We start from the raw sequence: 23,216 nt of genomic DNA on the forward strand, positions 1-23,216 counted from the left end.
ATCAGGAGTGGTCGTGTGAGTGTTCGAGGTCGATCGACGCTTGGACGTCTAGCCCTTGGCACCGGTGAACGCGATGCCCTGGATGAAGTGCCGCTGCAGGATGATGAAGGCGACGATCATCGGTGCGGTCGCCATGATCGAGCCCGCCATCAGCAGCGAGTAGTCGGTGAAGTGCTCACCTTGCAGAGTCGCCAGGCCGGCCGACAGCGGCATCGCGCTCGGGTCGGTGGTGACGACGAGCGGATACATCAGATCGTTCCACGACCACAGCACCGTGAGAATCGTCAGAGCCAGCAGACCCGGTTTGGCCAGAGGGAGCGCGATACGCAGGAAGATCTGGAACGCGTTGGCTCCGTCGAGGCGGGCCGCCTCCTCGATGTCGTGCGGCAACGCGAGGAAGAACTGCCGGAGCAGGAAGGTGCCGAACGCACTGAACATCCCAGGCACAATCAGGCCCTGCAGGGTGTTCACCCAGCCGAGGTCCTGGATGATGACGTACTGCGGAATGAGGAAAAGCTGGCTCGGCACCATCAGCACTGACAGGAAAAGGCCGAACAGCAGGTTGTTGCCGCGGAACCGCATCCGGGCGAACGCGTAGGCCGCCAGGGAACAGAACACGAGCTGAGCAAAGGTCCGGCCTGCGGCCATGAGTACCGTGTTGAGGAACATCTGCCGGAAGGGCAGCTGCTCGAACACACGGACGTAGTTCGACCACTGCCACCGGTGCGGCAGGAACGTCAGCGGCAGGTGCGTGGTCTCGCTGAACGTCTTCAGCGACGTGAGCAGTTCCCAGATGAAAGGCCCGACCATCACGACCGCGCCGGCGATGAGCACGAGGTGGGTCGCGGCCGTCCCCCTGCGGCGCGTCGAACGGCTGCCGGCCATCGCGCCGTCACGCATAGTGCACCCACCTTTTCTGAAGCCGGAACTGGATGAGTGTCATCGCGAGGATGAACCCGAGGAGGACGAAGGCGACCGCGGCGCCGAAACCGAGATCATGCTCGACGAAGGCCTTCTGGTAGAAGAGGTAGGAGACCGTGCGGACCTGGGGCAGTGCCGGGTTCGCGGTTCCGGCTGCGGCGCCCGGCGTGCTCATCATCATGTAGGCGAGGTCGAACATCTGCAGCGAGTTGATCACTGTGAGCACCGTCGCGAAGAAGATGCTCGGGCTGAGCAGCGGCACGGTGATGCGGAAGAACATCCTGGCCGGGCCGGCGCCGTCGATCGCGGCGGCCTCGTAGTACATGGTGGGGATGCCCTGGAGGCCGGCGAGGAAGATGACCATGTTGTAGCCGAGGGCCATCCAGATGCCGATCGCGGCGATCGCGTACAGCGCCACGGACGGGTCGGAGGCCCAGTGGGGCCCTTGTACGCCCAGGACGGAGAGCATCTGGTTGATCAGGCCGTAGTCCCCGTTGTACATCCACCGCCACAGCATCGCGACGGCGACGGGCATGGTCACGACCGGGAGGAAGTACACCAACCGGTAGATCGAGCGGCCCCGTAGCCCGCGCTGGTTCAGCAGGGTGGCGAGCAGGACCGCGAGCGGGATGCCCGCCAGCTGGACGACGGCGTAGAACAGGGTGTTGGCCACGGACTGGAAGACCGACGGCTCATCCACCAGGGCGCGGTAGTTTGCCATGCCGATCCAGGCGTGCCCACCGAACGGACCGGACTTGGTGAAGCTGTAGTAGAAGGTCTGAGCGATGGGCCACAGGTAGAAGACCGACAGGCCGATGGTCATGGGAGCGACCATGAGGTACGCCCACATCTGCTCGGGTCGGCGGCCAGGCCGGCGGTTCGGGGAGCGCCACACCCGGCGCGGCCTGGCCAGGCTGTTCGCAGCCGACATCACTGTTCCTCGCGCAGCGCCGTGTTCATCACCGTCGCCAGTTCTTTCGCAGCGGCCGCGACGTCCTTGTCACCCGACCAGGCGGGCCCCAGGATCGTGGCTTCCTTGGTCATCCAGGCGTCGGTGTTCTTCGAGGCCGGGAACGGCACCGCGTAGGGGAGTTCGTCCAGGAACGAGCGCAGGTGGAACTGGTGCATCGAGGAGACCCAGGCCTCCTGGGTGCCCTTGAAGGCGGGAATCACGGCACCGGTCTTCGCCTGGATCTCGGCCGCCTCCTTCGACCCCAGGAACTCGGCGAACTGCGTCGCCTCCTTGGGATGCTTCGTCTTCCCGTACACCACGTTGGCCAGACCGTGGATGACCACGGCCCGCCTGGCCCCCTGTGGCAGGACGGCCACGTCCACGTCGTTCTTGATGTTGTCGTTCTTCGCGAATTCGATCGCGTTCCACGACCCGGCGTAGTACATGCCGAACTTGCCCGACTCGAACAGCTGGGCCGGGTAGGTGTCGGTCATCGACTTCACGGATGGTGACACTCCCGCCTTCATCAGGTCGGTCCAGAACTTCAGCCCCGAGATGGTGGCCGGCTGGTCGTAGCCCGAGGACCTCCCATCGGGTGAGATGACGTACCCGCCCGCCTGGAAGACGGTGTTGTAGAAGTTCTCCTGGTTGAAGGGCGGAGCCAGGATTCCGTAGACGCCCTTCGACGCGTCGGTGAGCTTGCGCGCGGCCTCCGCGACGGTCTCCCACGTCCAGGTGTCGTCCGGATACTTGAGCTTGGCGGCGTCGAACAGCTTCTTGTTGTACCAGAGGCCGACGGTGTCGAAGTCCTTGGGGATGCCGTACTGCTCACCCTGGTAGCTGTAGATGGCGGTCAGCGCAGACGGGTAGTTGCCGAGGTCCACCCCGTCGGCCTTGAGCTGGTCCGACAGCGGCAGCAGCATGCCGTTGGAGGCGTAGAGCTGGGCGTGCGGGCCGTTCATCCAGAAGACATCCGGGGCACTGCCGCCGGTCGCGTCACCTTGGAGCTTCGTCCAGTACTCCTGGTTGGCGGTGAGCTGGATGGTGACGTGAATGTTCGGGTGTGCCGCCTGGAACCGGTCGACGATCTGCTGCATGGCCGGCTGCTGGTTCTTGTCCCAGATGCGGTAGGTGAGCTCTATCTTCCCGCCGCTCGGATCATCCGTGCCGCAGGCCGCGACACCGAGCAGGAGACCCGAGATCGCGACCCAGGACCCCAGACGAGTCCCGTGTCGCCTCCACCCGGAAGGCGTTCCCGACTTAAAACACATCATGCCTCTTCTACCGTTCGATGGTCCGAAATAGATCAGATTCTGTAGGGCTTGGCTGGGACGTGCGACCCTCAGGCCTTGGAGATCGGGGGCCGAGGGCCGGGCCCGGGACCGGCCTCGATGAGACGCTCTACTGATCAGGGTTGGCACTCCCGGCAGGTCATGTCGGGTGTGACGAGTGTGGAGGGGAACGCTCGTCGCGTCAAGACCCTAAATCTGATTTGAGGATCATGGCACTAAGGGATAGATAGGAAGCATCTGAGGATGAGAGTGTGGCTGCCGAGAATCGTCTGTGACACCATGAGCCGGCCAGCACAGCACACCGGAGGAAGATTTGAGCCAGCCCGAGCGGGGGTCGCGTGTCCCACGAGAGCAGGGGGACATGGGAGGGTATCGCCCCGGTTACGAGATCGCCGCGGAGCGCATCCTCGAATACATCGTACGAGAACGCCTCGAGCCGGGGGACCGCCTGCCGACGGAGAAAGACCTGGCCGAAGCCGTGCAGATGAGCCGGACCATCGTCAGGGAAGCCGTGAAGATCCTTTCGGCGCTGGGGCGAGTATCGGTGCAGAAGGGCCGGGGCATCTACATCTCCGAGCCGGAGGGCGCCCTGTGGGAGAAGTCCTTCTCGAAATTCCTGCCGGCCGACCTTAAGCAGGTCGACGAGATGTTCGAGTTCCGCCGCACCATCGAGACGGCCACGGTGCGCCTGGCTTCACAACGAGCCAATCCCGCTCAGGTGAAAGCTCTGCGCGATGCCGCACAACAGTCGGCGGACGCCGCGGAAAGCGATGACCTGGACGCCTTCGTCCACGCGGACGAGACGTTTCACAAGGCGATCGCCGCGGCGGCGGGCAACATCTTCCTCTCCGAGACCGTCGTGTCGGTGCAGCGGCTCCAACGGCAGGTCAGCGTCATCGGGCTGGCTGGAGTCGCCGGCGGATCCCTCAGAGTGGCCGCGGAACAGCACCTGGCGATCAGCGCCGCCATCGCGGCAGGCGATGAGTCGCGAGCCGTGGAGTGCATTTGCGAGCACATCGACACCACCCTGCAGCAGTTCCAGCGCGAAATCCGCCACCGTCTGTTCTCCTCCGACGGCTCCTCCTCCTGACCGGCACCAGCCCCGACATGAAGGACGACATGCGCATTACTGACGTGACCGTGGATCTGGTCGAGCTGCCCGCCCAGCCGCCCTTCCGCTGGCGTGCCGGGCTCCCCGGGTCGGAAGGGCCGGTGACTGGCGGCATCCTGCGGGTCCACACCGACGCCGGCCTGATCGGAGAGGCGCACACGCGGCGCGGAGTCATCGTGGCCGATCTGGTGCGGCGTCGCATCCGCGACGACCTGATCGGCCGCGACCCGCTGTGGCGCGAGCTGTTGTGGCAGCGTCTGTGGGAGCTTGACCGGATCGAAGAACTTCCGATTTACGCCCTCGGGCTGGTCGACGTCGCGCTGTGGGATCTGGCGGGCAAGGCCGCGAACCTGCCCGTTCACCAGTTGCTCGGCACCTACCGCGACGCCATCCCCGCCTACGCCAGCACCGTGACGTTCTCCTGCGTGGAGGAGTACCTCGACGTCGCCGACCAGTGCCTCGCGGCCGGCTACACCGCGATCAAGCTGCACGCCTGGGGCGATGCCCGCGCGGACGCGGACCTTTGCCAGAAGCTCCGCGCGCACGTGGGCGACGGTGTTCCCCTCATGTACGACGGCTCGGCGGGCTTCGACCTCGCTGACGCCGTCTACGTCGGGCATGCTCTGGCGGAGGCCGGCTACGTCTGGTACGAGGAACCGATGCGGGAGTTCAGCGTGACCGCCTACCGCTGGCTCGCCGAACGCGTCGCCATCCCCCTCCTTGTCGCCGAGACCTCCGACGGCGCGCACATGAACGTCGCGGATTTCATCCACGCTGGAGCGGCGAGCCGCGTACGAACCAGCGCACAGTACAAGGGCGGCATCACCGGAGCCATGCGCATCGCCCACCTGGCCGAGAGCTTCCAGCTTCGAGCGGAGGTCCATGGGACCGGCATCGTCAACGCGCACCTGTGCATGGCCATCCCCAACACCTCGTACTACGAGTCGCTCGTCTTCACCAATCCCGTAGTCCGCGAGGCGGCGGTGGATCCCGACGGGATGGTGCGAGCCCCGAGCGCGCCCGGTATCGGATACGACACGGTTCAGTACTGACCATGGGCGCCACGGCACCCGGGATCAGCCGCCATGGCCGCGCGATGGCCACTGCCTGGCATCCGCTCGGTGGAGACGGAGGCCACAGGCGAGTTCATGACGCTGAGCGAGCGGATGTGGGCGCGTGCATCGTGTCTTGCACCCATCGTTCCGGTGCTTGGTGGCGCTGCTCGGCACCACCATGCTGATGTTCGCCGCCACACCGCCGCCGGGAGCCGCCCTGCCGTTCGGCATGATCGCCTGGAGTCTTACCAGCACCAACGGCGATCAAAGCAACACTGGAGCTGCCGGCGGTTACCCGGAGGGCGGGGATCAGCGTGTTCACCTTCCCCTCGGACAAGCTGGCCAAGTTGCTGTTCCGCACGTCCAATTCTCTCGACGGAAGCGAGGACGCGGCGGCACTCCGGGCGGCACGGACGCGACCGGTGGGGGAGGGGTACGCCACCGCGCCGACCGGGCGGGCCGGGGCTCGGGCGGTGGGATCGGTTTCGACACCTCCGCCGACCCCACCGTCCGGATACGCGTTGGCATCTCCTACGTCAGCGCCACCGGCACCCAGGCCAACCTCGACGCATCCATGGCGGGAGCGAACGGTCTACATGACCGGGCCGAGCGGGCTGCCTGGTAACGACGACCTCGGCACGATGTCAGCCTGGTACGTCTTGGGCGTCCCCGGCTGTTCCCGCAGACCCTCGGCCGGGCCGAGATGCTCCTGTCGGCGCCGTCTCCCCGCACGCGCTGGTCCACGGAAACGGCCGCCGGCCGCTCCTCATCACCGCCGGGGCCGCCTCTCCTGAGGAGCGGTGGGGCACCTCATCGCCATCACAGCCCGTCGACCACGGCGAGCCGGACGACGGCCAGAAGGTGACGGCCCTGTCAGCACACGGAACGTGCGCTGACAGGGCCATACCGAACGATGGTGTCACTTGACGCTTCCGGCGGTCAGACCGGAACGCCAGTACCGTTGCAGCACAAAGAAGGCGATCAGCAGAGGGATCACCGACAGGAGTGAGCCGGTGATCGTGAGGCTGTAGGGCACGCCGTTGTTCAATTCCGCGCGCCAGTTCGCCAGCCCGACAGTGATCGGCTGCAGCCGGTCGTCACTGAGCATCAGCACCGGGAGCAGGTAGTTGTTCCAGATGCCGACGAACTGGAACAGGAAGATGGTCACCAGCGCGGGCGACATGATCGGCATCGAGATCCGCCAGAAAATACCGGCTTCTCTTGCGCCGTCGATTCGTCCGGCTTCGAGTAGTTCGTCAGGCACAGCCGCCCCGGCGTAGACCCGGGACAAGTAGACACCGAAGGGGCTGACGATACTGGGTAGGAAGACGGCCCAGTAGGTGTTGACCAGGTGGGTCGCGCTGAACATGAGATACAGCGGAAGCGCGAACATCGACGCAGGCACGAGCACCGCGCCCAGCACGATGTTGAAGACGAGACCGCGGCCACGAAAGGAGTACTTCGCCAGCGCGTAGCCGGCCATCGCCGACACGAGGGTGCCGACGGCGGCACCTCCGATGCTGTACAGGACGCTGTTGAGGATCCATCGGAGGAAGACACCGTCCTGCTCCTGGAAGACCTCGTGGATGTTCGTCCAGAGGTCGAAGTGCGAGAACCACAGGCCATTGGTGGTGAACAGGTAACCCTTGTTCTTGGTGGCGGTCACAAGCAGCCACCATGGCGGGACCAGGGTGTAGATCGCGAAAAGGGTCAGCACGAGGAGGACCGCGGCACGGCTCGTCAGTGCCCCTACCGTGTGCTTGTGCGCTGGGCGAGCGCCGGTGGCGTGCGCGGCGGTGGTCATGCGCCGAATCCCTTGCGCTGGACGAACTTCAGGAAACCGAACGAGAGCACAAAGGTGAGCACCGCAAGGATCACTGCTTGGGCCGCCGCGAAGTTGTAGTTGTTGATGTTCGCCGAATACTGGCTCGCCATGATGGGCGTGTAGGTCGCGGTGACAGTGGACGCCACTCGCCGGAGGATGTCTGGTTCGGTGTAGAGCTGTGCGGTGCCGATGATCGAGAAGACCATGGTCAGGATCAGAGCCGGCCGCACGAGCGGGATCTTCACATGCCAGGCCAGCCGCCACCCGGAACACCCGTCCAGGACCGCCGCCTCGAAGAGCTCGCGCGGAATCGCCTGCAGCGCGGAGTGGATGATGAGCATGTTGTAGCCGGTCCAGCCCCACGTCATCATGTTGCCGATCGAGACCAGTGCCAGCCCGCCGGACAGGAAGTCCACGTTGAGACCGATGGTTCTGAGAGCCGCCGTAAATGGGCTGACGCTCGGAATGTAGAGAAATGACCACATGATCGCCGCGATCGCTCCCGGCATCGCGAAAGGCAGGAAAAAGATCATCCGGAAGGTGCGCCTGAACCGGGCAGATCGGGAGTCGAGCAGCAACGCGAGCAGCAGCGAAAGCCCCAGCATCACCGGCACCTGTACCACACCAAGGAGAAGCACCCGCAGGATCGAGGTCATGAAGTCCCTGTCCTGCAACGCCTTCACGTAATTCGACACACCGGTGAACTCGGCGACCGTCGGCGACAACCCCAATCCACTGCGGTGCACCTCGAAGAAGCTTTCGTAGACGGCGTAGCCGATCGGCGCGAGCACCATCAATGTGAACAGCGCCCCGAACGGCAGCAGGAACAGCATCGCCGATCGCGGCGCCCGGCCTCCAGCGGGTCTTCGCGGGAGGAGAGGCGCGCGTTCTGCTGGGCTTGTCACATCATGATCGGGATAAGTGATCGCCATAGATCGTCCTTTGTCAGTGTCGAAGCCACCGGGCGGCGCTGCTCCCCACCCCGCCGGTACGGCGGTGGGGAAGCAGCGCCGTTGTCATACATGCGGCCTCAGCCGGCCACGGCCAAGCCCTGATTCCTCAGTGCCGCCAGAGTCTTGGCCTGGACAGTCTTGACCGCGTCGGAGATCGTGCCCTCACCGTTCGCGGCGCGCTTCATCCCGTCGACGAAGTCGGACTCGACTTGGGTCATCGTCGGCCCCCATGTCCAGCTCGTGGGGGTGTTCTGCGCCGCGGTCCTGAACACCTCGTAGATGTTCTGGCCGCCGAAGTACGCCGATGGCTGGTTGACACCCGGCAGCTCCAGCCCGCTTTTGGCAGCGGGGTAGATCCCGGTGTTCTTGATCAGGTTGTTGAGGCTGCCGGCGTTCGTGCTGAACCAGGTCGCGAACTCGGCCGCCTCCTTTGGGTGCTTACAACCCTTGAGCACGGCCGTGACGGATCCCCCGTTGTTGCCCGCAGTCTGCTCCCCGTCCGTCCACTGCGGCATCGGAGCGACCGCCCACTTTCCGGACAGGCTCGGCAGGTTTGTCTCGATGAGCGGTGCCGCCCACACCGCGGTGATCACTGTCGCGATGTGTCCGTCCTTGACTTCCTTGAACCATGCGGTGTCCAGCGGCGTCACGCCGGCCTTGACCAGCTTGCCGTCCAGCAGGCCCTGCCAGTACTGGCCGACCTTGTGCGTCTCCGGACTGTCGATCGTGACCTGCCACTGATCGTTCGCGGTGCCGAACCAGTGACCGCCCGCCTGCCAGGTGTAGCCGGCCAGGTCGTAGGAGTCCACCGGTGCGTTGATCAGAAAGTTGGCCGGGGCGGCGGCATGGAACTTCTTCGCGGTGGCCGCGAACTCGTCCCATGTCTTCGGCACGGTCAGCCCGTACTTGGTGAAAAGGTCCTTGCGGTAGAACAAGGCCGTCGGCCCGGTGTCGACAGGGATCCCGAAGACTCGGTTCCCGAAGCCTGCCTGTGTCCACGCCCAGTCGACGAACTGATCCTTACTGGCGTTCGCGTAGGTGGAGATGTCCTCAAGCGCATCTGTCACCACGAAGGTCGGCAAGGACTCGTTCCCCACCTGTGCGAGGCACGGTGCGTTGCCTGCCTTCACGGCGTTCTGCATCTTGGCGTAGCCGCCGCCGCCACCCGACGGCACCTTGCTGTAATTGACCTTGACGTTGGGGTGACTCTGATTCCAGAGCGCGACAGACTGGTCATAGCCGGGCGCCCAGCCCCAGAAGTCCAGGCTCGCCGAGCTCGAGGCGCCGTCGGGGCGCGAGCTCGGCCCGCCGGATCCACAAGCGCTCGCCGCCGCCAGGGACGCGACCGCGAGCAGCGTCATGCCGACCCGCGCCGGCCATCGTGGAGTCATCGGATTCCTCCTGCGTTCTATGAAGGGAGCACCCGCCTGAGTGCTTCGCCTGGGGTGTCACCGTCGTCCACCCGCATGCGCGGACCGACGGTGGGTTGCACGCGGGCCGCTGACCGACACGATGCCGTCCGCCACGGGCGACGAGCTCGCGCCTCCCCGCGCAGCCTGATGCTTACACCCGTGTATGCGGCAGATGGGGCACTTCGGCGCGGTGTGCTCAGTGTGGAGTGGGCGGCGAACATGGTCAACCTTATGAATTGGACTTATGGGAGATTTCCTTGGACTAATAATCCGACACTTGCTGGCGATCTCCAGAAGTGGCTGTCCGGGTTGGATTCGCTGTTCGAGCGGTGGCGGGCCAGTTGAGGCAGGTGGAGCCGCGCAGGCAGCTTCGGACGTACCTGCTTGGGGTTGCTGGGCCCGATCGAGTGATTCATCCCGTCCCGTTACAGCCTCGGCCGCGGCTCAGCGGCTTGCCCACCAGCCAGCAGTATCCGCTGCGCGCCCCGTTCCACGGGCACACCGATCCGCTCGCGTGGCATCCCACCCACCTCTACCCGAGGTCAGATCGGAGGCCGCCTTGCGCCCGGAGGTCGACCATCATGCCCCCATCACCTCGACATCGGCTCCGAATGTTTCAGCTTTATTGCGAGACATGGTGTTAATAGTACAGATCTATTGACTCCATCCTGGTGGCGAGACATACTCAGGGCTGAGCGAGATCGAGCACGGCCGTCTGCGTGAACGTGGTCCTCCTTGGGCGCAGGCTCCCGCTGGGTGAGATCAGAAATGAAGCTGATCCAAGTTGCCCTGTCTCCCCCGCAGGCCAACATCAGGAGTGCAGATGATCAGATCATGAGGTGTGACGGCGGCCCTGGCGGCGGTCCTGTATCTGCTGGCTTCGTCCACGGGTGTCGTCAACACGTACGGGTCGGTGCTGATCCTCGAGCGTCGTAACCCCGTTCGGGGCCTATCTCACCCGGGTGTACGCGACGTCCTCCGTACCCGGGGAGCTGAGCGACGCCGTACGGAGAGACTGCGCGGGCGACGTGCGCATCTTCTTCACCGTCGCGCTGCGGTCGATGTCGCCTGCTCCGGTCATCCAGTTCGTCAACATCTGGAACAACTTCTTGGCGCTGATGTTGCTTGCCGATGACCAGCTCTGGCCGCTGACGCTCGGACTCCACTTCTGGAACAGCCAGCTCCGGGATCAACCCTGGTACGACATCGTGGTCACCGGTTCGCCGATCTCGGTTCTTCCCCTCGTCATCGCCTTCGTCGTCCTCCAACGGTACTGGCGTTCGGGACTGGCGGCAGGAAGCCTCAAAGCCTGACAACCCCCCGAGGCAGAGAGATTCTAGAACAAATGGGAAGGATCTTAGGTGTTGTGGCGGCGTCGCGTCGCTGCTTCTTGGCGTCTTCAGCGCGAAGGCGCATACGCAGCAAGGTGGCCGGGGACGCGAGGCGGGAGAACTGGGCAATTGCGCTCCCCAGGCATCGGAGACAACGGCCGGCGGTGAGTCCGGTCTACCGGAAGCGGTGGATGAGCGACAACGATCCCAGCCCAGCGCGTCAATGAGCGGGGCACCTTGAAGGTGAGAGTCGCTGCTGGGAAGGAGGCGTACGGCACGTTTTCCCTGAACGACGGGCTGCCCTACGCGCCAACTCCCTCGATCAGTCAACACGGCCCAGACGATCGAGATCCAGACCAGCGAGCACGACGCCAGCTCGATCAACGGTCCCACGGGGACCGCCCACCGGGTTCCCCAGCCAGTGCCTACTGAACGCCAAGACCCGGTACGTCAGGTCGCCGTTCAACGGCGACGCGAACCGCTCGACGATCGACCTGCTCGAGGTAGCTGTCAACGGTAGGTAGCGGGACGGGAGGTCATCGCGGTCATGACATCTGACCGTGATGACCTCCTCGTCCACGCGGCTTCGATCGCTGCCGGGTCCGACAACTGGCGGCATGCTTCCTCGGCGATTTCGTCCGGCAACCTCGTTTCGGACAGGACGACCGCGCGGTGTCGGCGTCGATGTCATGGCAAGTCATCGGGCTCGCCGTCTTCGCCGGTGCCCAGCGGTCGGGCATCAGTTATCTCGACAAATGCAAGGAGGTAGCGTGAAGAGATTACGAAAGTTCCAGTCCGGCGTCGTCGCAACTGCGACTGTGCTCGCATTTGCGGTGGCGGGCAGCGTTCTCACTGGACCGCAGGCCCGTGCGGCTCAGACGAATGGCACCGCGCCGTACCTGAATCAATGGGCGGTGTCCGGTCCGTACACCAATCCGATAATAGCCGAGCAGTCTTCTGTCCCCGTCGTTCCCGCCCTGGACGCGTCCCTGGTTGATCCGACGAGCAAGGAAACATCCACCTGGCAGTACTTCGACGATCGCATCTTCAACCGGAACTATGACGACTACAACGACCTGATGGGCTATTTTGACGTCAAGCAGGGGCAGCCGACAGCCAACAAGTGGGTTGTGGCCGCAAGCTACGTCTACAGTCCGGTCGCGCGAACTGTGCAGTGGCAGGTGGGCGGATCGGGGTTGTACCGGCTGTTCGCCAACGACGCTCCGGCCGGGCAACAGGACCGCGTCGCAACTCGGGTGAGCAAGGAAGGCACGAGATATCCGATCCAGCTGAACCAGGGCTGGAACAAACTTCTCATCGAGATCCAGCACAAGAACACCGGCACCAACAAGAACTTCCTGGGTTTCTACGCGAGGCTCTGCGACGGCGCGGGTAACGTCGTTCCCGGGCTGACATACTCGGTCGCCGGGCCGAACGCGGCGAACAATCAGCTCACCATCGTCACCAAGGGGCTGGGCATCGACCGGCATGCGTTCGATGCGCGCAACGCGGATGTCCCGGCGAACGACTACCCGTCCAACACGTTGCCTTACGCCTACGACGAGAACCCGTACGTCGCCATGGTGGCGAAGATCGACGGCAACCGAAACACGTCGAGCATTGCTCCGCAGGCGTCTCCCTTCGCCTTTCAGGCGGCCGGGGGGAGTCCCGGTTACTCCTGGTCACTCGCCGAGGGTCAGTTGCCCTCCGGCCTGACGCTGGCGCCGGACGGCCACATCGACGGGACGGTCTCGGACGGCGCCAACAGCGCATCACAGAAGGACTACACCTTCACCGTGAAGGTGACCGATGCCCGCGGTTCCACGACGACGAAGCCGTACACCATAACGGTCAAGAAGAACCCGGTCGACTGGTTCATCGAAGGCAAGATGTCGGCTCTGTCGCACACCACCGGCACGATGCCGAACCTGTACGACCCGAACTTCAACTACGACGAGTGGGCACAGACAGCCAAAGAGATGGGCATGACCCTGCTCTCGACCGAGAGCCTGCAGAACACCATCTACTACTGGCCGTCGCCGAACGCCAACCTGACCCCGAACAACGCCAACAAGCAGTACAAGTACAACGCCCTGTTCCAGGCCACGGACGGCAGCTGGCACGTCCAGGACCGGGTGCTGCAGGCCAAACAAGCTGCCGAGCGGTATGGGTTGAAGTTCGGCGTCTACCTGTCTTCCCTCTACGAAGGATCCGAGATCCTCGAAAGCGATATCCAAGGTCTGGTCGCTAGATACAACCCGTGGTACCTCTTCGCCGATGGCGGTCCCGAAAGCTACTCCAACCCCGACGTCGCCTGGAGCTCGGCGCGCAACTACAACGATCGGGTCCTGATCGATGCGAACCCCAACGCGCAGACCGGCGACCAGGACATCACTCTTCACGAGCGTCCGTTCTGGAACAGCGAACCGTACAACGAGGGTGGCTGGCATGCCGGGGTCCTGCCGCAAGCCAGAAAAGTTGCGCATGAAGAATGGAACGACCCGTACACGACGGCACTCGACATCTGGACGCAGTACGCCAAGGGGAACGAACGTGACAACTGGATCGAAGCCACGAAAGAACTGATCAACCAGTACGGCCACGGCTATGTCATGAACTACGACTCCTCCATCACCGTGACGCGCGGCATGGACAACCTGAGCAGCAACCTGGACAACACGAACATCTTCTCGATGGTGCCGATCTCCTCGCAGCAACTGTCGGACATGCGGACTTCGATCGTGAAGTGGATGGACAACGGGCGCGGACCCGATCTTCGCGAGTCGATGTACGGCACGATGCCGTACACCATGGACTACACCCTGAAGCCCGGCTGGTACACCGACCCGCAGAAGGCGATCGCTCATGGGCAGGGGCCGGACTGGGGCTACGCCATGTCCCGCGACCAGTACGTCTATATGCACATGATCAAGAACCAGATCGCGGGCGTCCCGAAGGCCGGATTCGCCGGCCAATCGCGGATGAGCCACATCGGCCCCTTCGACTATCCGGTGCGCCAGGTCCAGTGGCTGAACAAGGGCAACCCTCTGCCCTTCGCAACAGAGAAATCGAACGGCAAGTACTACATCTCGATCGACACGTCCAGTGTCACGGCAGATCCCATTGACACCATCATCAAGATTCGGACCGGGAGCCCGGTCAGAAACTACAAGATGACCAGTGTCAAGCTCTTCAGCAGCCAGACTGCGGCAAACAGCCTGCAACTGCGGGCCGAGAGTTACATGAACAACTACACCAACGTCCTGGCACCGGCCAAGCTCAAGTTCACGAGCAGCAATGTGCGGGTCGCTACCGTGGGAGCGGCAACGGGCCTGGTCAAGGCCACCGGCGACGGTACCGCCACCATTACCGTGACGGCGACCTACGACGATGGTGTGAACCGTCCTCAGGTCATGACCGACACCTACCCGGTCAAAGTGCGGGGCCGCGCTGTCTCGGCCGCACTTCCGCTTGTCGGCGTGAACATGCTCACTGACGGCGCGCTGTTCTGGGGACAGTTCGCCACCGACAGAGATATTCCAGTGACGTTCAAGGGCTACAGCCGAAAAGGCGGCGAAGTCGATATTCTCGAGGCTTCGAACGTCAAGTACCACTATGCGACGGTCGACGGCAGGCGCGACAACTCCGCGGGTAAGATCGTGGTCACCGAGGTGGCGGCCGACCAGTCACCGTTCATTGTCACAGGCAACACGCTGCGGTTCACCCGCAAGGTTGCCACCACCACGATGTACAGCTACTGGGCAGACGTCACGGTGGACGGGAACACCTATACCTCGACTCGGAACTACATCACGCTGCTTCCGGACGCGAACGTGGTGTCCGGGATGACGCCGAAGGTGACGACCGACAGCGGGCACGCCAGGCTGCTGTCCGACGGAATGATCAACGACACGACCGGCGGCAATCTCGCGAAGTGGTCGGCACCGGCGGGCGACGAGAATTCGAGCATCACCTACGATCTGGGCAAGATGCAGGACCTCTCGCGGGTCAACATCTTCTTCAACCACCACATGCCGAATGCCGACAACGTCACGTACTACAACGTGCCGAAGAAAGTGAAGATCGAGTACAGCGTCGACGGCTCGCAGTGGACCGCCGGCAACGAGACGAATACGGTTTCCGGCGCCGGGCTGCCGACATCGAGGAACACACTGGCGGTTCCGCGGAGCGACACGACGTTGTACGCGTGGGAACAGGAAGGCCTGTACTACAACTATCCGGTCGATCCTGGCCGGCCCAGCGTGCACGCACGCTATGTGAGAGTTTCCTTCCCGGGCGGTGGCCAGGACGGCAGTCCGATCGATGTGTTGGAAGTCCGGGTGTTCTCGCTGCGAGATCTGACCGCCCTGGGCAGTCTCGAGCTGCAACCCAAGGCCGGTGCGGACAGCCAGACGGCAACGATCGATGTCAAGGGTTACTCCCTCCTCGGTGCGCCTGTCGACCTGAGAGGGGCGGAGGTCGCGATCACCAGCGACCACCCGTCCGTGGTGGCCGTCGGCGCGGACAAGGTCCTGTCGTCGGGCGGGGCAGGAAGGGCACGGATCAACGTCACCGCGAAGCTGGCCGGCTACCGGGCCGACGACTACATCTACGTCGACGTTGATGCGGACGGACGCATATCGTTCCCCGCTTTCCTGAAGCAGGTGAAGCTTGCACTGAGCGACAGCACCATCAGGGTGAACGAACCGGTCGTCGGCGCGATCGAGGGAACTCTGAACACGGGTGAGAAGGCGAACCTGTCGAAGGCGAAGACCGAGTACGTGTTCAGCGACAACAGACTGGCAGTCGTACCGGGCAGCAACGCCATCGTGCTGAAACAACCAATCGCCAGCGGGTTCCAGGCGACCTCAAAGGCAGTCGTGACGCTGGACGGTGTGGCTGCCGAGTCGAACCCGCAGACGATTACGGCGCAAGGCGACAACATCGCGGGCTCGGCCACGGTCACGGTGTCCTCGGTTCGCGACCGAAACGGTGTCCCGGATGGCAACAACCAGGACGACCGCTATCTGGGATCGAAGGCGACGGACGGGAACAAGACGACGTCCTGGGCGGCGAAGCAGGCGGACCACAACCCGTGGATCAAACTTCAGTTCCCGTCCCTGGTGGAGATCAACCGCATCACCCTGGTCGACCGCGGCGCCGCCGTCAACCAGATTGTGGAAGGCGTGTTGGAATGGGATGGTGGCAGCAAGAAGGTGACCGGGATCCAGTGGGACGGTCAGCCGGACAACGTCGTGACATTCGATACTCCGGTCAAGACAGGCTGGGTGAAGTTCACCATCGATCCTGACAACACCTACAACAATCCGAGCGACGCGGAGTGCGGATTGGCCGAGTTCGGCGTGTTCGAGGTGCAGAAACCGAAGACCATCGTAGATTTCAGACCGGTCGCCGTCGATACGACAGTCGGCGAGCTTCCAACGCTGCCTGCGCAGGCCGAGGCCGTTCACAGTGACGGCTCGACCGGATCCGTCAATGTGACCTGGGAACCGGTTACCTCGGACATGGTGGCCAAGAGTGGATGGTTCACCGTCCATGGCGCCGTGGCGGGAACGTCTGTCAAGGCGACAGCTGTCGTCAACGTCGTGGATCGGTAATCGTGAGCGATGGGAACGATGTGCCGCCAACCAGGAACTCACGGTGTCCTGAGCGCGGCCACCTTCGGGCCGGGTCGGTACCGGGGAATCATCGGAAACCCTGACCGGTAAAGGCGGCCTGACTCCAGTGGCCCCGAGGCATCGTCCGACGTCTCGGGGCCACTCCGTGACCGAACCGTGGATCAGTGAGCTCCGCGCTGATCACGTTCGTGCCGATCGACTTCTTCGACCGGCTGGCGGAGATCATCCGCGCCTGGGCCGCCGACGATGGCGCCTTGCCGGGGCGGCTGCACGAGTTGGGGACCCCGTGGTAACCGAGAAGATCGGCGAATGTGCCCTTGGAGCGGAATCGGATCAAGATTCGGGATGCGGGCCGCGATGGCGGCGATCATGGAAACGGAGGGCAAATTCCTCGGTGGGCGTCCGCCGTACGGATACATGCTCCGGGACGCTTTGGGGGTGCGGGCGTTCGCCACCTTCACACACCGGCCGAGGAAGCCCGCCGGGTGTTCTGTGACTTCAGAGGAGCATGGCCAGATGCCCCGTCAGCTCTGGTCGCCGGCCAAGACGTCGAACCGGCCGGGGACTCCGACGGCCGGGACGGGCGCCGGCGCATCGCCCGGCGCACCGTCTCCGACCGCGTGATCTTCACCGTCGATCATCCTCCGAACCCTGATCAACATCGGACTCTGCCGAGCCGGCTGGGCGGATGCCACCCTCAGAGGCGCTGCGACGATGTCACGGGACATTTCGGTGCGCTCCGAGATCGGGCTCCGGGCGCAACTCGATGACAGGGTCCCCGATATCGTCCAATTCCAGCACTACGAACTCATTGTCGCCCGTCCGCAGCAACGGGCCAGGGACGTAGAGCGTGCGCTGCGGCCCGGCCAAGCAGTAGCGGCCCAGGCAGAAGCCGTTGACCCAGACGTAGCCGTGGCCCCATCCCGGCAGCGCGAGGAATGTGTCGGCAGGGTCGTCCACGGAGACGAAGCCTCGGAAGAAGGCCGGTGCGACGGTCGCCGTGCCGGGGACGAACGGGATCACGCCCGTGCCGCCGAGCGGCAGGTCGCCCAGCGGGAGGGCCTGTGCCGTCACCTGGTGATGAAGGTACTGCCGCTCGTGCCTGATCCCGCCGGTGATGCCCTTGCGCTCACCCATACGGGGGCCGTAGTTGACCCGGCCGAGCGACTCGACCAGCAGTTCGACCGTGGCCGGCCCCGACACCTCGACCGACTGGTGCTCGCGGTCGAGCGCGGCGACGTGCAGGCCGTCCACGTAAACATGAGCCCGGTCGTGCAGCCCGTCCACGATCAGCGGGTACGATCCGCGGGGCCCGGGGACCTCCACTCGGTAGAGGACCAGACCGTGATCCAGTCCAAGATCCTCAAACGCCGGGGGTGCGGGGAAGACGGCCGGCGGCTCCGCGAGCGAGTTTTTCAGTGCGGGCAACAGGGCGGCCGACTCCGTCAGACGCAGGGTGGCCGCCGGAAGCACGGGCGGCGCAGGAGGAGGTTCCGGAGCGGGGTTGTAGCGTGTCAGGACGTCCCGGAACAGCCAGTACTTCTCGGTAGGCGCCCCGCTCTCACTGATCGGAGCGTCGTAGTCGTAAGAGGTGACCGTCGGAAGGTAAGCGCCGGTCTCCAGGTCGTGGTTCGCGCCCGCCCAGGTGCTGAAGTTCGTCCCTCCGTGCGCCATGTAGATGTTGACGGACGCGCCCGCTTCCAGCAGATCCGCCAGCACGGCGGCAGCCTCGGCCGCGTCACGGGCGACATGCTTGTGACCCCAGTGGTCGAACCAGCCGACCCACAACTCCATGCACACCACGGGGTCATCCGGCCGGTACCGCCGCAAGGCGCTGATCGCCTTCGACGGATCGGAGCCGAACGTGGCGGTCGCCAGTACGCCCTGCAAGGAGCCGCCAGTCAGCGTGTAGTCCTCCGGCCCGTCCGCGGTGAACAGCGGGACGTCGATCCCGACTGAACGCATCATGTCGGCGAGGTGCCGCAAGTAGGTGGCGTCCGTGCCGTACGAGCCGTACTCGTTCTCCACCTGTACCATCAGCACGTTGCCGCCCCGGGTGATCTGGTGCGCGGCGATGCGGGGGAGAATGACCGTGAACCACCGGTCGACGTGGGCGAGGAACGTTGGGTCGCTCGTCCTGAGATGGCCGGTCACCCAGGACGGCAGGCCGCCATTGTCCCACTCCGCGCAGATGTACGGTCCGGGCCGGACGATGGCGTGGAGGTCCGCCCGTGAGGCCGCCTCCAGGAAGCGCTCCAGCTCGTCCAGTCGCCGATACTGCCCCGGCCGCGACTCGTGCAGGTTCCACGGGACGTAGGTCTCCACAGTGTTGAGACCCATCGCGCGTATCATCGCCAGCCGGTGCGACCACTGGTCCGGATGCACCCGGAAATAGTGCATGGCGCCTGAAAGCAGGCGAAATTCTGCGCCGTTAAGGCGGAATTCGCCCTCTTCGATCGTGAAACTACCCATCGACGATCCCTTCGCACGTGATGGGATCGTCATCCGGCCTCACTACGATCCCGACGATGAGCTTGCCGGGGGTGGGATTGGAGGGCCATGGACAATTCGCCGCGTCCTGTTGGATCCGTCGAACGGGTGGAGGGCCAGGAGCCTTGGGACCGCTGGTGGTACTACCTCACACCCAGCCCCGTCCATCGCCGGCTTGGACTGGCCTGCCTCGCGGTCGGTACCCAGAGGGGTCGGCTACCCGTCGTCGGCCCCCGCACACTCGATCATCATGTCGCCCTGATCGTCTTGTCGGGCCGGGGTTGGTTCTCCTGGGGAGGCCGACAACCGGTGGACGTCGCCGCGCCTGTACTGCTGTGGCTGCTCTCGGGCATCGAGCACAACTACGGCCCCTACGAGCAGGGCTGGTCGGAGGCGTTCGCCGACTTCTCCGGGCCCGCCGTCGCCGTCTACGATGAGCTCGGCTACTTCGATCCGGACAATCCCGTCGTTCCGCTGTCATCGGCGGAGCCCGCCCACCTGGTCGTCAAGAAGATGGCTGCGGCCTGTCACCGGGGCGGCCCTCACATGGAGGTGGAAGCGTCCGCGGCCGTGCATGAGCTGCTGGTGACCCTGCACCGCAGCCGCGCCGACTACGACCCACACGGCAACCCCGTACTGCAGAGCCTGGCGAGGGACGCCTGTCTGCCGCTGTCTGTGCCCGAGCACGCCCGCAGGCTGTCCATGAGGGTCGCCGAGCTGCGTGACGCCGTACGGCGCAGCGCCGGGTGCAGCCCGAAGGAGTACTTGCTGCGAATCCGGCTCAATCAGGCCAAGGAACTGCTGGCTTCTACCGATCTCGGAGTGGCCGCTGTAGCCCGCCGAGTGGGGTATGACGATCCCGGATACTTCACCCGCCTGTTCACTCGACGGGTAGGAGTCGCGCCCAGCGTGTTCAGGGAGCAGCGGTCCTGGGGACCGGCGGGTCGCTGATACGCGGCGGTGGGATCCGGCCTGGCTCTCGTGGAACTGCGTGAGCAGGTCCGGATAATCAGGGGACACGCTGCGGTACCTGCCGCAGCCATCATCGACGCGTGGAGCGTGAAGACCTCCGGCAACGTCGGTGAATGCGGTCAGGGCATCGATGCCGGCAAAAGATCAAAAGCCGGAAGCGGCACGTGGCCACGGATACGCCAGGCCTGCTGCCGGCAGTCTTGGTGACCGCGGTGTCCGTGCAGGACGCCGCTGGAGGCAGGGGTTGTCGGACACGGTCGCCGTTGAACATCCGACCATCGCGACGACCTGGGGCGACGGCGGCTGGGACAATTCCGTGATCCGGCATGGCGCCGGGCGCGGGGATCGCTGTCCAGATGGTCAACAGTCGTGCTGGCGGTGGATTGTTCGGCGAGCGGCTTGGGAGTCAGGCTCAGAGAGACCTGACCGCGCCCCAAGCCGACTCGACACGCTGGGCTGGTTGATGCAGCATCGGCTGCAGGTGCGCTTCAGTCCGCCCAGGGGCTCAAGGAACGGACCTCGAATCTGAAGAGCGAGTAGCCGAAGGAAGAGCTCCGCTTGATGCCCTGTATCCGAACGTATCGGGCAGTCACCGGCGCGAAGACGAGTTCGTCCACGCGGGCGCCCTGCGGTTTGTCCCGTACCGAGAGGACTGTCTTCCAGGACGCGGCGTCGTCGGAGACCTGGATGTCGTAGTCGCGGCCAGAGGCCGTCTCCCAGTCGAGCAGGACGCGCTGGACGGACTGAGGTGAGCCGAGGTCGACCTGGATCCATTCGCCGTCGCGGTAGGCGCTGGCCCATCTGGTCTTGGGGTCCCCGTCGGTGGCGTTCTCCGGCGCCAGGCTCAGCACCTCTGAGGAGGACGCTGTCGTCGGCCGGTGCAGCGCCAGGTCCGGTATCTCTAAGACACGCATGCTCCATAGGGCGTATCCGTTGTGCCTCCTACCCGCCCGGGTACCGAGAAGCCGTACGTGTCGTGCGGTGAGCGGTTCGAAGGTGAGGAGGTCGGTTCCGGCTGTTTCGCGGCCCGTGCGGCGAGCGGCTGTGGTCCAGTTCTCGCCGTCTCTGGACACTTGGATCTCGTAGTCGCGGCCGTACGCGAGCGCCCAGTCCAGCTCGACCTCGCTGATCGCGAACGGCTTGCCGAGGTCGACCTGCAGCCAGGCATCGTCTCCCGGACCGCTGGCCCACTTCGTGGTACGGACCCCGTCGAACGCCGCGGCCGCCTCGCCGCCGGAGGCGGTCGCCTCCTTGCCCAGGCTCACCTCCCCCGACGCCGACGCGGCCAGCGTCGTTGCGACCTTCATCAGACCGGGGCCCACGCCGAGCTTGCGCACCGTGTCGAGAAAGGCGCTGTAGGGCACGCCGGACTTGGCCCCGCTCCACATCTTCTGCGCCAGCACCCCGAAGGTGGGCTCGACCAGCCCGTGCACATCCAGCTCCGTGTAGGTGGCCTCGGTCAGGTCGTTCCACACCGCCGACATGGCCCCGAGCAGTTGGGGGTCACCAGGGGCCACGCTCTGGCCGCCGGGGAACACGTGCGGCTCCCACTGGTCGTAGAGGTACTTTCCGTCCAGCCCGTGGCCGTGGTAATAACCCGCGAACGGAACGATGTAGAGCAGGGCGTCATTGGTGTTGATGAAGGAGTACCCGTCCCGCTTGAGCGCCTGTGGTCCGTACCAGCCGTTGTTCCAGCTGTTCATGGTGACGTTGCGGTCGTAACCGTCGGAGTTGGTCGCCATGACCGACAGGCTGCCCCAGGCCCGCGGCTGCTTGCCAAGAGCGCGGATGTGGGCGGCCATCTCGTTGAAGTAGACCTTGTAGCGAGGCTTGTCGACCGTGTACTCGTCGGCGCCGAAGTGCACGTCAGGGCTGCGGAACCAGGGTATGAACTCGTCGAAGACCGACTTCATGAAAGCGGTGGTCTCCGGCTTGGACAGATCCAGGTGATCGGACTCGCCGTTGTTGAGGCCGAGCGACGGCCGGAACCGGATGAAGGCCAGCGAGTGGGCGGGTGCGTCGATCTCGGGGATGATCGTGACGGCGTTCGCGGCGGCGGTGTCTTCGAAGGACTCCCAGTCCGCGCGGTCGTAGGCCCCGTCCCCGGAGGCCAGCCCGGCCAGTTCGGGGTTGTCAGTCTTGAGCCGGAAGCCGGCCTGGACTTGGCTCCAGGAGGGTTTGTTGCCCTTGAAACCGTTGTCGTTCAGGTGCAACTGCAGCTGGTTGAGTTTGAACCAGCCCATCAGCCGCAAGTAGTCGCGGATGTAGTCGGCGGTGAAGAAGCGTCGTCCGACGTCCAGCATGAAGCCGCGTACCTTGTAGTTGGGCCAGTCCACGGCTCTGCCGACGGGGAGTGAATCGCGGCCGTCGTCGAGCAGCAGGATCTGCAGGAGGCTTCGCGTGCCGTAGTAGACGCCCGTCGCGGTCGGGGCGGCGATCGTCACGTTGTGATCGGTAACGGTAAGCGTGTAGCCCTCTTCGGCGAATCGGGCGTCGCCGCCGGGGTCGGCCAGAGCGGGATCGATCGACAGGACGATGTCGCCGTCCTGCGGGGTCCGAGGTGAGACATGCAGCTTCCGCCCTGTCACCTGCTCGATCTCGGCAGAGAGCTGCGTCCCCTGTTCGTCGAGTTCCTTGACCTGCTTCTTGGCGAGCACGATCCGGCTGTGCTTGCGCAACTCGAACGAGCCCGTGCCTCCCTCCCATTGCTGGAGGGCAGGCACGACATCCGGCCTGGCGTTGACACTGTTCCCTTCGGCGGCGGTGGCCGTCGCGGACTGGACCACGAGGAGCGGGGTGGATAACGCGAGTGCGAGCGCGATCCCTGTGAGGAATTGAGGTGCATGTCGTTTCATGTGCACTTCAGCCTAACTATGAAAGGGATTGAAAGACTTATACATCAATTGCGAGCATCGGTATAGACCAGATAGCCACGGAAGTGAGAAGGTGCCGCGTACAAAGAGAATCAGCTGTCTAGACCGGATGGCTCGAGTGGCCAGGAAGGGGCATCTGTGACAGACCTGAACCAGGAACATGCGGGTCCTGGCCATCCGCGTACTATGAAATCTACAAAGTAAAGGCGGCGGATCGGGCACCTATCATCCACCTCGCCACTCAACACGTGAACAGAGCACCAAGGCCAAGGCGGTCGCGCTGATCCGGGTCCAGAACTGGCGACCTCGCGTAATCAAGTGTCGCGTGTTCGCGCCCTCTGGAACTGCAAAGGTCACACGACGTAGTAGCCAGCGGATGAGTGGGGCCGC

The 23,216-nt window shown here is 64.5% G+C and carries 16 protein-coding genes and 1 pseudogene; 9 read left to right on the forward strand and 8 right to left on the reverse strand.

Annotated elements, in window-relative coordinates; translation table 11 throughout:
* Nucleotides 1-48: 48 nt before the first annotated feature.
* From ACIBI9_RS53885 to ACIBI9_RS53895, 3 genes are read right to left on the reverse strand one after another with little or no spacing between them, the layout of a single operon-like run.
* Nucleotides 49-900, reverse strand: a complete 852-nt coding sequence (locus tag ACIBI9_RS53885; RefSeq protein ID WP_397235225.1) for a carbohydrate ABC transporter permease — start codon at nucleotides 898-900, stop codon at nucleotides 49-51.
* On the reverse strand, nucleotides 893-1,852 hold the full coding sequence (locus ACIBI9_RS53890) for a carbohydrate ABC transporter permease (protein WP_397235226.1): 960 nt from the start codon (nucleotides 1,850-1,852) through the stop codon (nucleotides 893-895). Before ACIBI9_RS53890 ends, ACIBI9_RS53885 begins: the two co-directional genes overlap by 8 nt.
* On the reverse strand, nucleotides 1,852-3,147 hold the full coding sequence (locus ACIBI9_RS53895) for an ABC transporter substrate-binding protein (protein ID WP_397235227.1): 1,296 nt from the start codon (nucleotides 3,145-3,147) through the stop codon (nucleotides 1,852-1,854). Before ACIBI9_RS53895 ends, ACIBI9_RS53890 begins: the two co-directional genes overlap by 1 nt.
* Nucleotides 3,148-3,526: 379 nt before the next feature.
* Between ACIBI9_RS53895 and ACIBI9_RS53900 the strand changes: the two genes are divergently transcribed.
* The 4 genes from ACIBI9_RS53900 to ACIBI9_RS53915 all read left to right on the forward strand — a co-directional run bounded on the left by ACIBI9_RS53900 (nucleotide 3,527) and on the right by ACIBI9_RS53915 (nucleotide 6,125).
* A complete protein-coding gene (locus ACIBI9_RS53900) occupies nucleotides 3,527-4,255 on the forward strand; it encodes a FadR/GntR family transcriptional regulator (protein WP_397235228.1) in 729 nt (242 codons plus the stop codon).
* A gap of 17 nt (nucleotides 4,256-4,272) precedes the next feature.
* A complete protein-coding gene (locus ACIBI9_RS53905) occupies nucleotides 4,273-5,328 on the forward strand; it encodes an enolase C-terminal domain-like protein (RefSeq protein ID WP_397235229.1) in 1,056 nt (351 codons plus the stop codon).
* 157 nt (nucleotides 5,329-5,485) lie between these two features.
* A complete protein-coding gene (locus ACIBI9_RS53910) occupies nucleotides 5,486-5,956 on the forward strand; it encodes a hypothetical protein (RefSeq protein ID WP_397235245.1) in 471 nt (156 codons plus the stop codon).
* A complete protein-coding gene (locus ACIBI9_RS53915) occupies nucleotides 5,928-6,125 on the forward strand; it encodes a glycoside hydrolase domain-containing protein (RefSeq protein ID WP_397235230.1) in 198 nt (65 codons plus the stop codon). Before ACIBI9_RS53910 ends, ACIBI9_RS53915 begins: the two co-directional genes overlap by 29 nt.
* Nucleotides 6,126-6,250: 125 nt before the next feature.
* Here ACIBI9_RS53915 and ACIBI9_RS53920 read toward each other — a convergent pair whose 3' ends face one another.
* The 3 genes from ACIBI9_RS53920 to ACIBI9_RS53930 all read right to left on the reverse strand — a co-directional run bounded on the left by ACIBI9_RS53920 (nucleotide 6,251) and on the right by ACIBI9_RS53930 (nucleotide 9,500).
* The gene (locus ACIBI9_RS53920; protein WP_397235231.1) at nucleotides 6,251-7,135 is read right to left on the reverse strand and encodes a carbohydrate ABC transporter permease; all 885 of its coding nucleotides are present in this window, start codon (nucleotides 7,133-7,135) and stop codon (nucleotides 6,251-6,253) included.
* On the reverse strand, nucleotides 7,132-8,088 hold the full coding sequence (locus ACIBI9_RS53925; protein WP_397235232.1) for a carbohydrate ABC transporter permease: 957 nt from the start codon (nucleotides 8,086-8,088) through the stop codon (nucleotides 7,132-7,134). Before ACIBI9_RS53925 ends, ACIBI9_RS53920 begins: the two co-directional genes overlap by 4 nt.
* Before the next feature lie 98 nt (nucleotides 8,089-8,186).
* Nucleotides 8,187-9,500: an ABC transporter substrate-binding protein gene (locus tag ACIBI9_RS53930; RefSeq protein ID WP_397235233.1), complete on the reverse strand. Its 1,314-nt coding sequence runs from the start codon at nucleotides 9,498-9,500 to the stop codon at nucleotides 8,187-8,189.
* A 1,049-nt stretch (nucleotides 9,501-10,549) separates the two neighbouring features.
* Here ACIBI9_RS53930 and ACIBI9_RS53935 point away from each other — a divergent pair.
* The 4 genes and pseudogenes from ACIBI9_RS53935 to ACIBI9_RS53950 all read left to right on the forward strand — a co-directional run.
* Nucleotides 10,550-10,834, forward strand: coding sequence for a hypothetical protein (locus tag ACIBI9_RS53935; protein ID WP_397235234.1), 285 nt, complete (start codon nucleotides 10,550-10,552; stop codon nucleotides 10,832-10,834).
* Nucleotides 10,835-11,622: 788 nt separating this feature from the next.
* Entirely contained in the window at nucleotides 11,623-16,470 is a 4,848-nt protein-coding gene (locus ACIBI9_RS53940) for a discoidin domain-containing protein (protein WP_397235235.1), read from the forward strand.
* 185 nt (nucleotides 16,471-16,655) lie between these two features.
* Nucleotides 16,656-16,784, forward strand: a complete 129-nt coding sequence (locus ACIBI9_RS53945; protein ID WP_397235236.1) for a hypothetical protein — start codon at nucleotides 16,656-16,658, stop codon at nucleotides 16,782-16,784.
* A 234-nt stretch (nucleotides 16,785-17,018) separates the two neighbouring features.
* Nucleotides 17,019-17,180: pseudogene (locus ACIBI9_RS53950) on the forward strand (IS5/IS1182 family transposase); the annotation flags it as partial.
* Nucleotides 17,181-17,208: 28 nt separating this feature from the next.
* On the opposite strand, the gene ACIBI9_RS53955 reads toward ACIBI9_RS53950, so the two are convergent.
* Nucleotides 17,209-18,996 carry a beta-galactosidase family protein gene (locus ACIBI9_RS53955; protein WP_397235237.1) on the reverse strand — a complete coding sequence of 596 codons (1,788 nt, stop codon included), beginning with the start codon at nucleotides 18,994-18,996 and terminating at the stop codon, nucleotides 17,209-17,211.
* Nucleotides 18,997-19,050: 54 nt separating this feature from the next.
* On the opposite strand from ACIBI9_RS53955, the gene ACIBI9_RS53960 reads away from it, so the two are divergent.
* Nucleotides 19,051-19,932 carry a helix-turn-helix transcriptional regulator gene (locus ACIBI9_RS53960; RefSeq protein WP_397235238.1) on the forward strand — a complete coding sequence of 294 codons (882 nt, stop codon included), beginning with the start codon at nucleotides 19,051-19,053 and terminating at the stop codon, nucleotides 19,930-19,932.
* 509 nt (nucleotides 19,933-20,441) lie between these two features.
* Here the strand turns inward: ACIBI9_RS53960 and ACIBI9_RS53965 are convergent.
* Nucleotides 20,442-22,808, reverse strand: coding sequence for a discoidin domain-containing protein (locus ACIBI9_RS53965; protein WP_397235239.1), 2,367 nt, complete (start codon nucleotides 22,806-22,808; stop codon nucleotides 20,442-20,444).
* Nucleotides 22,809-23,216: the final 408 nt, after the last annotated feature.

This window comes from Nonomuraea sp. NPDC050451, assembly GCF_044458585.1.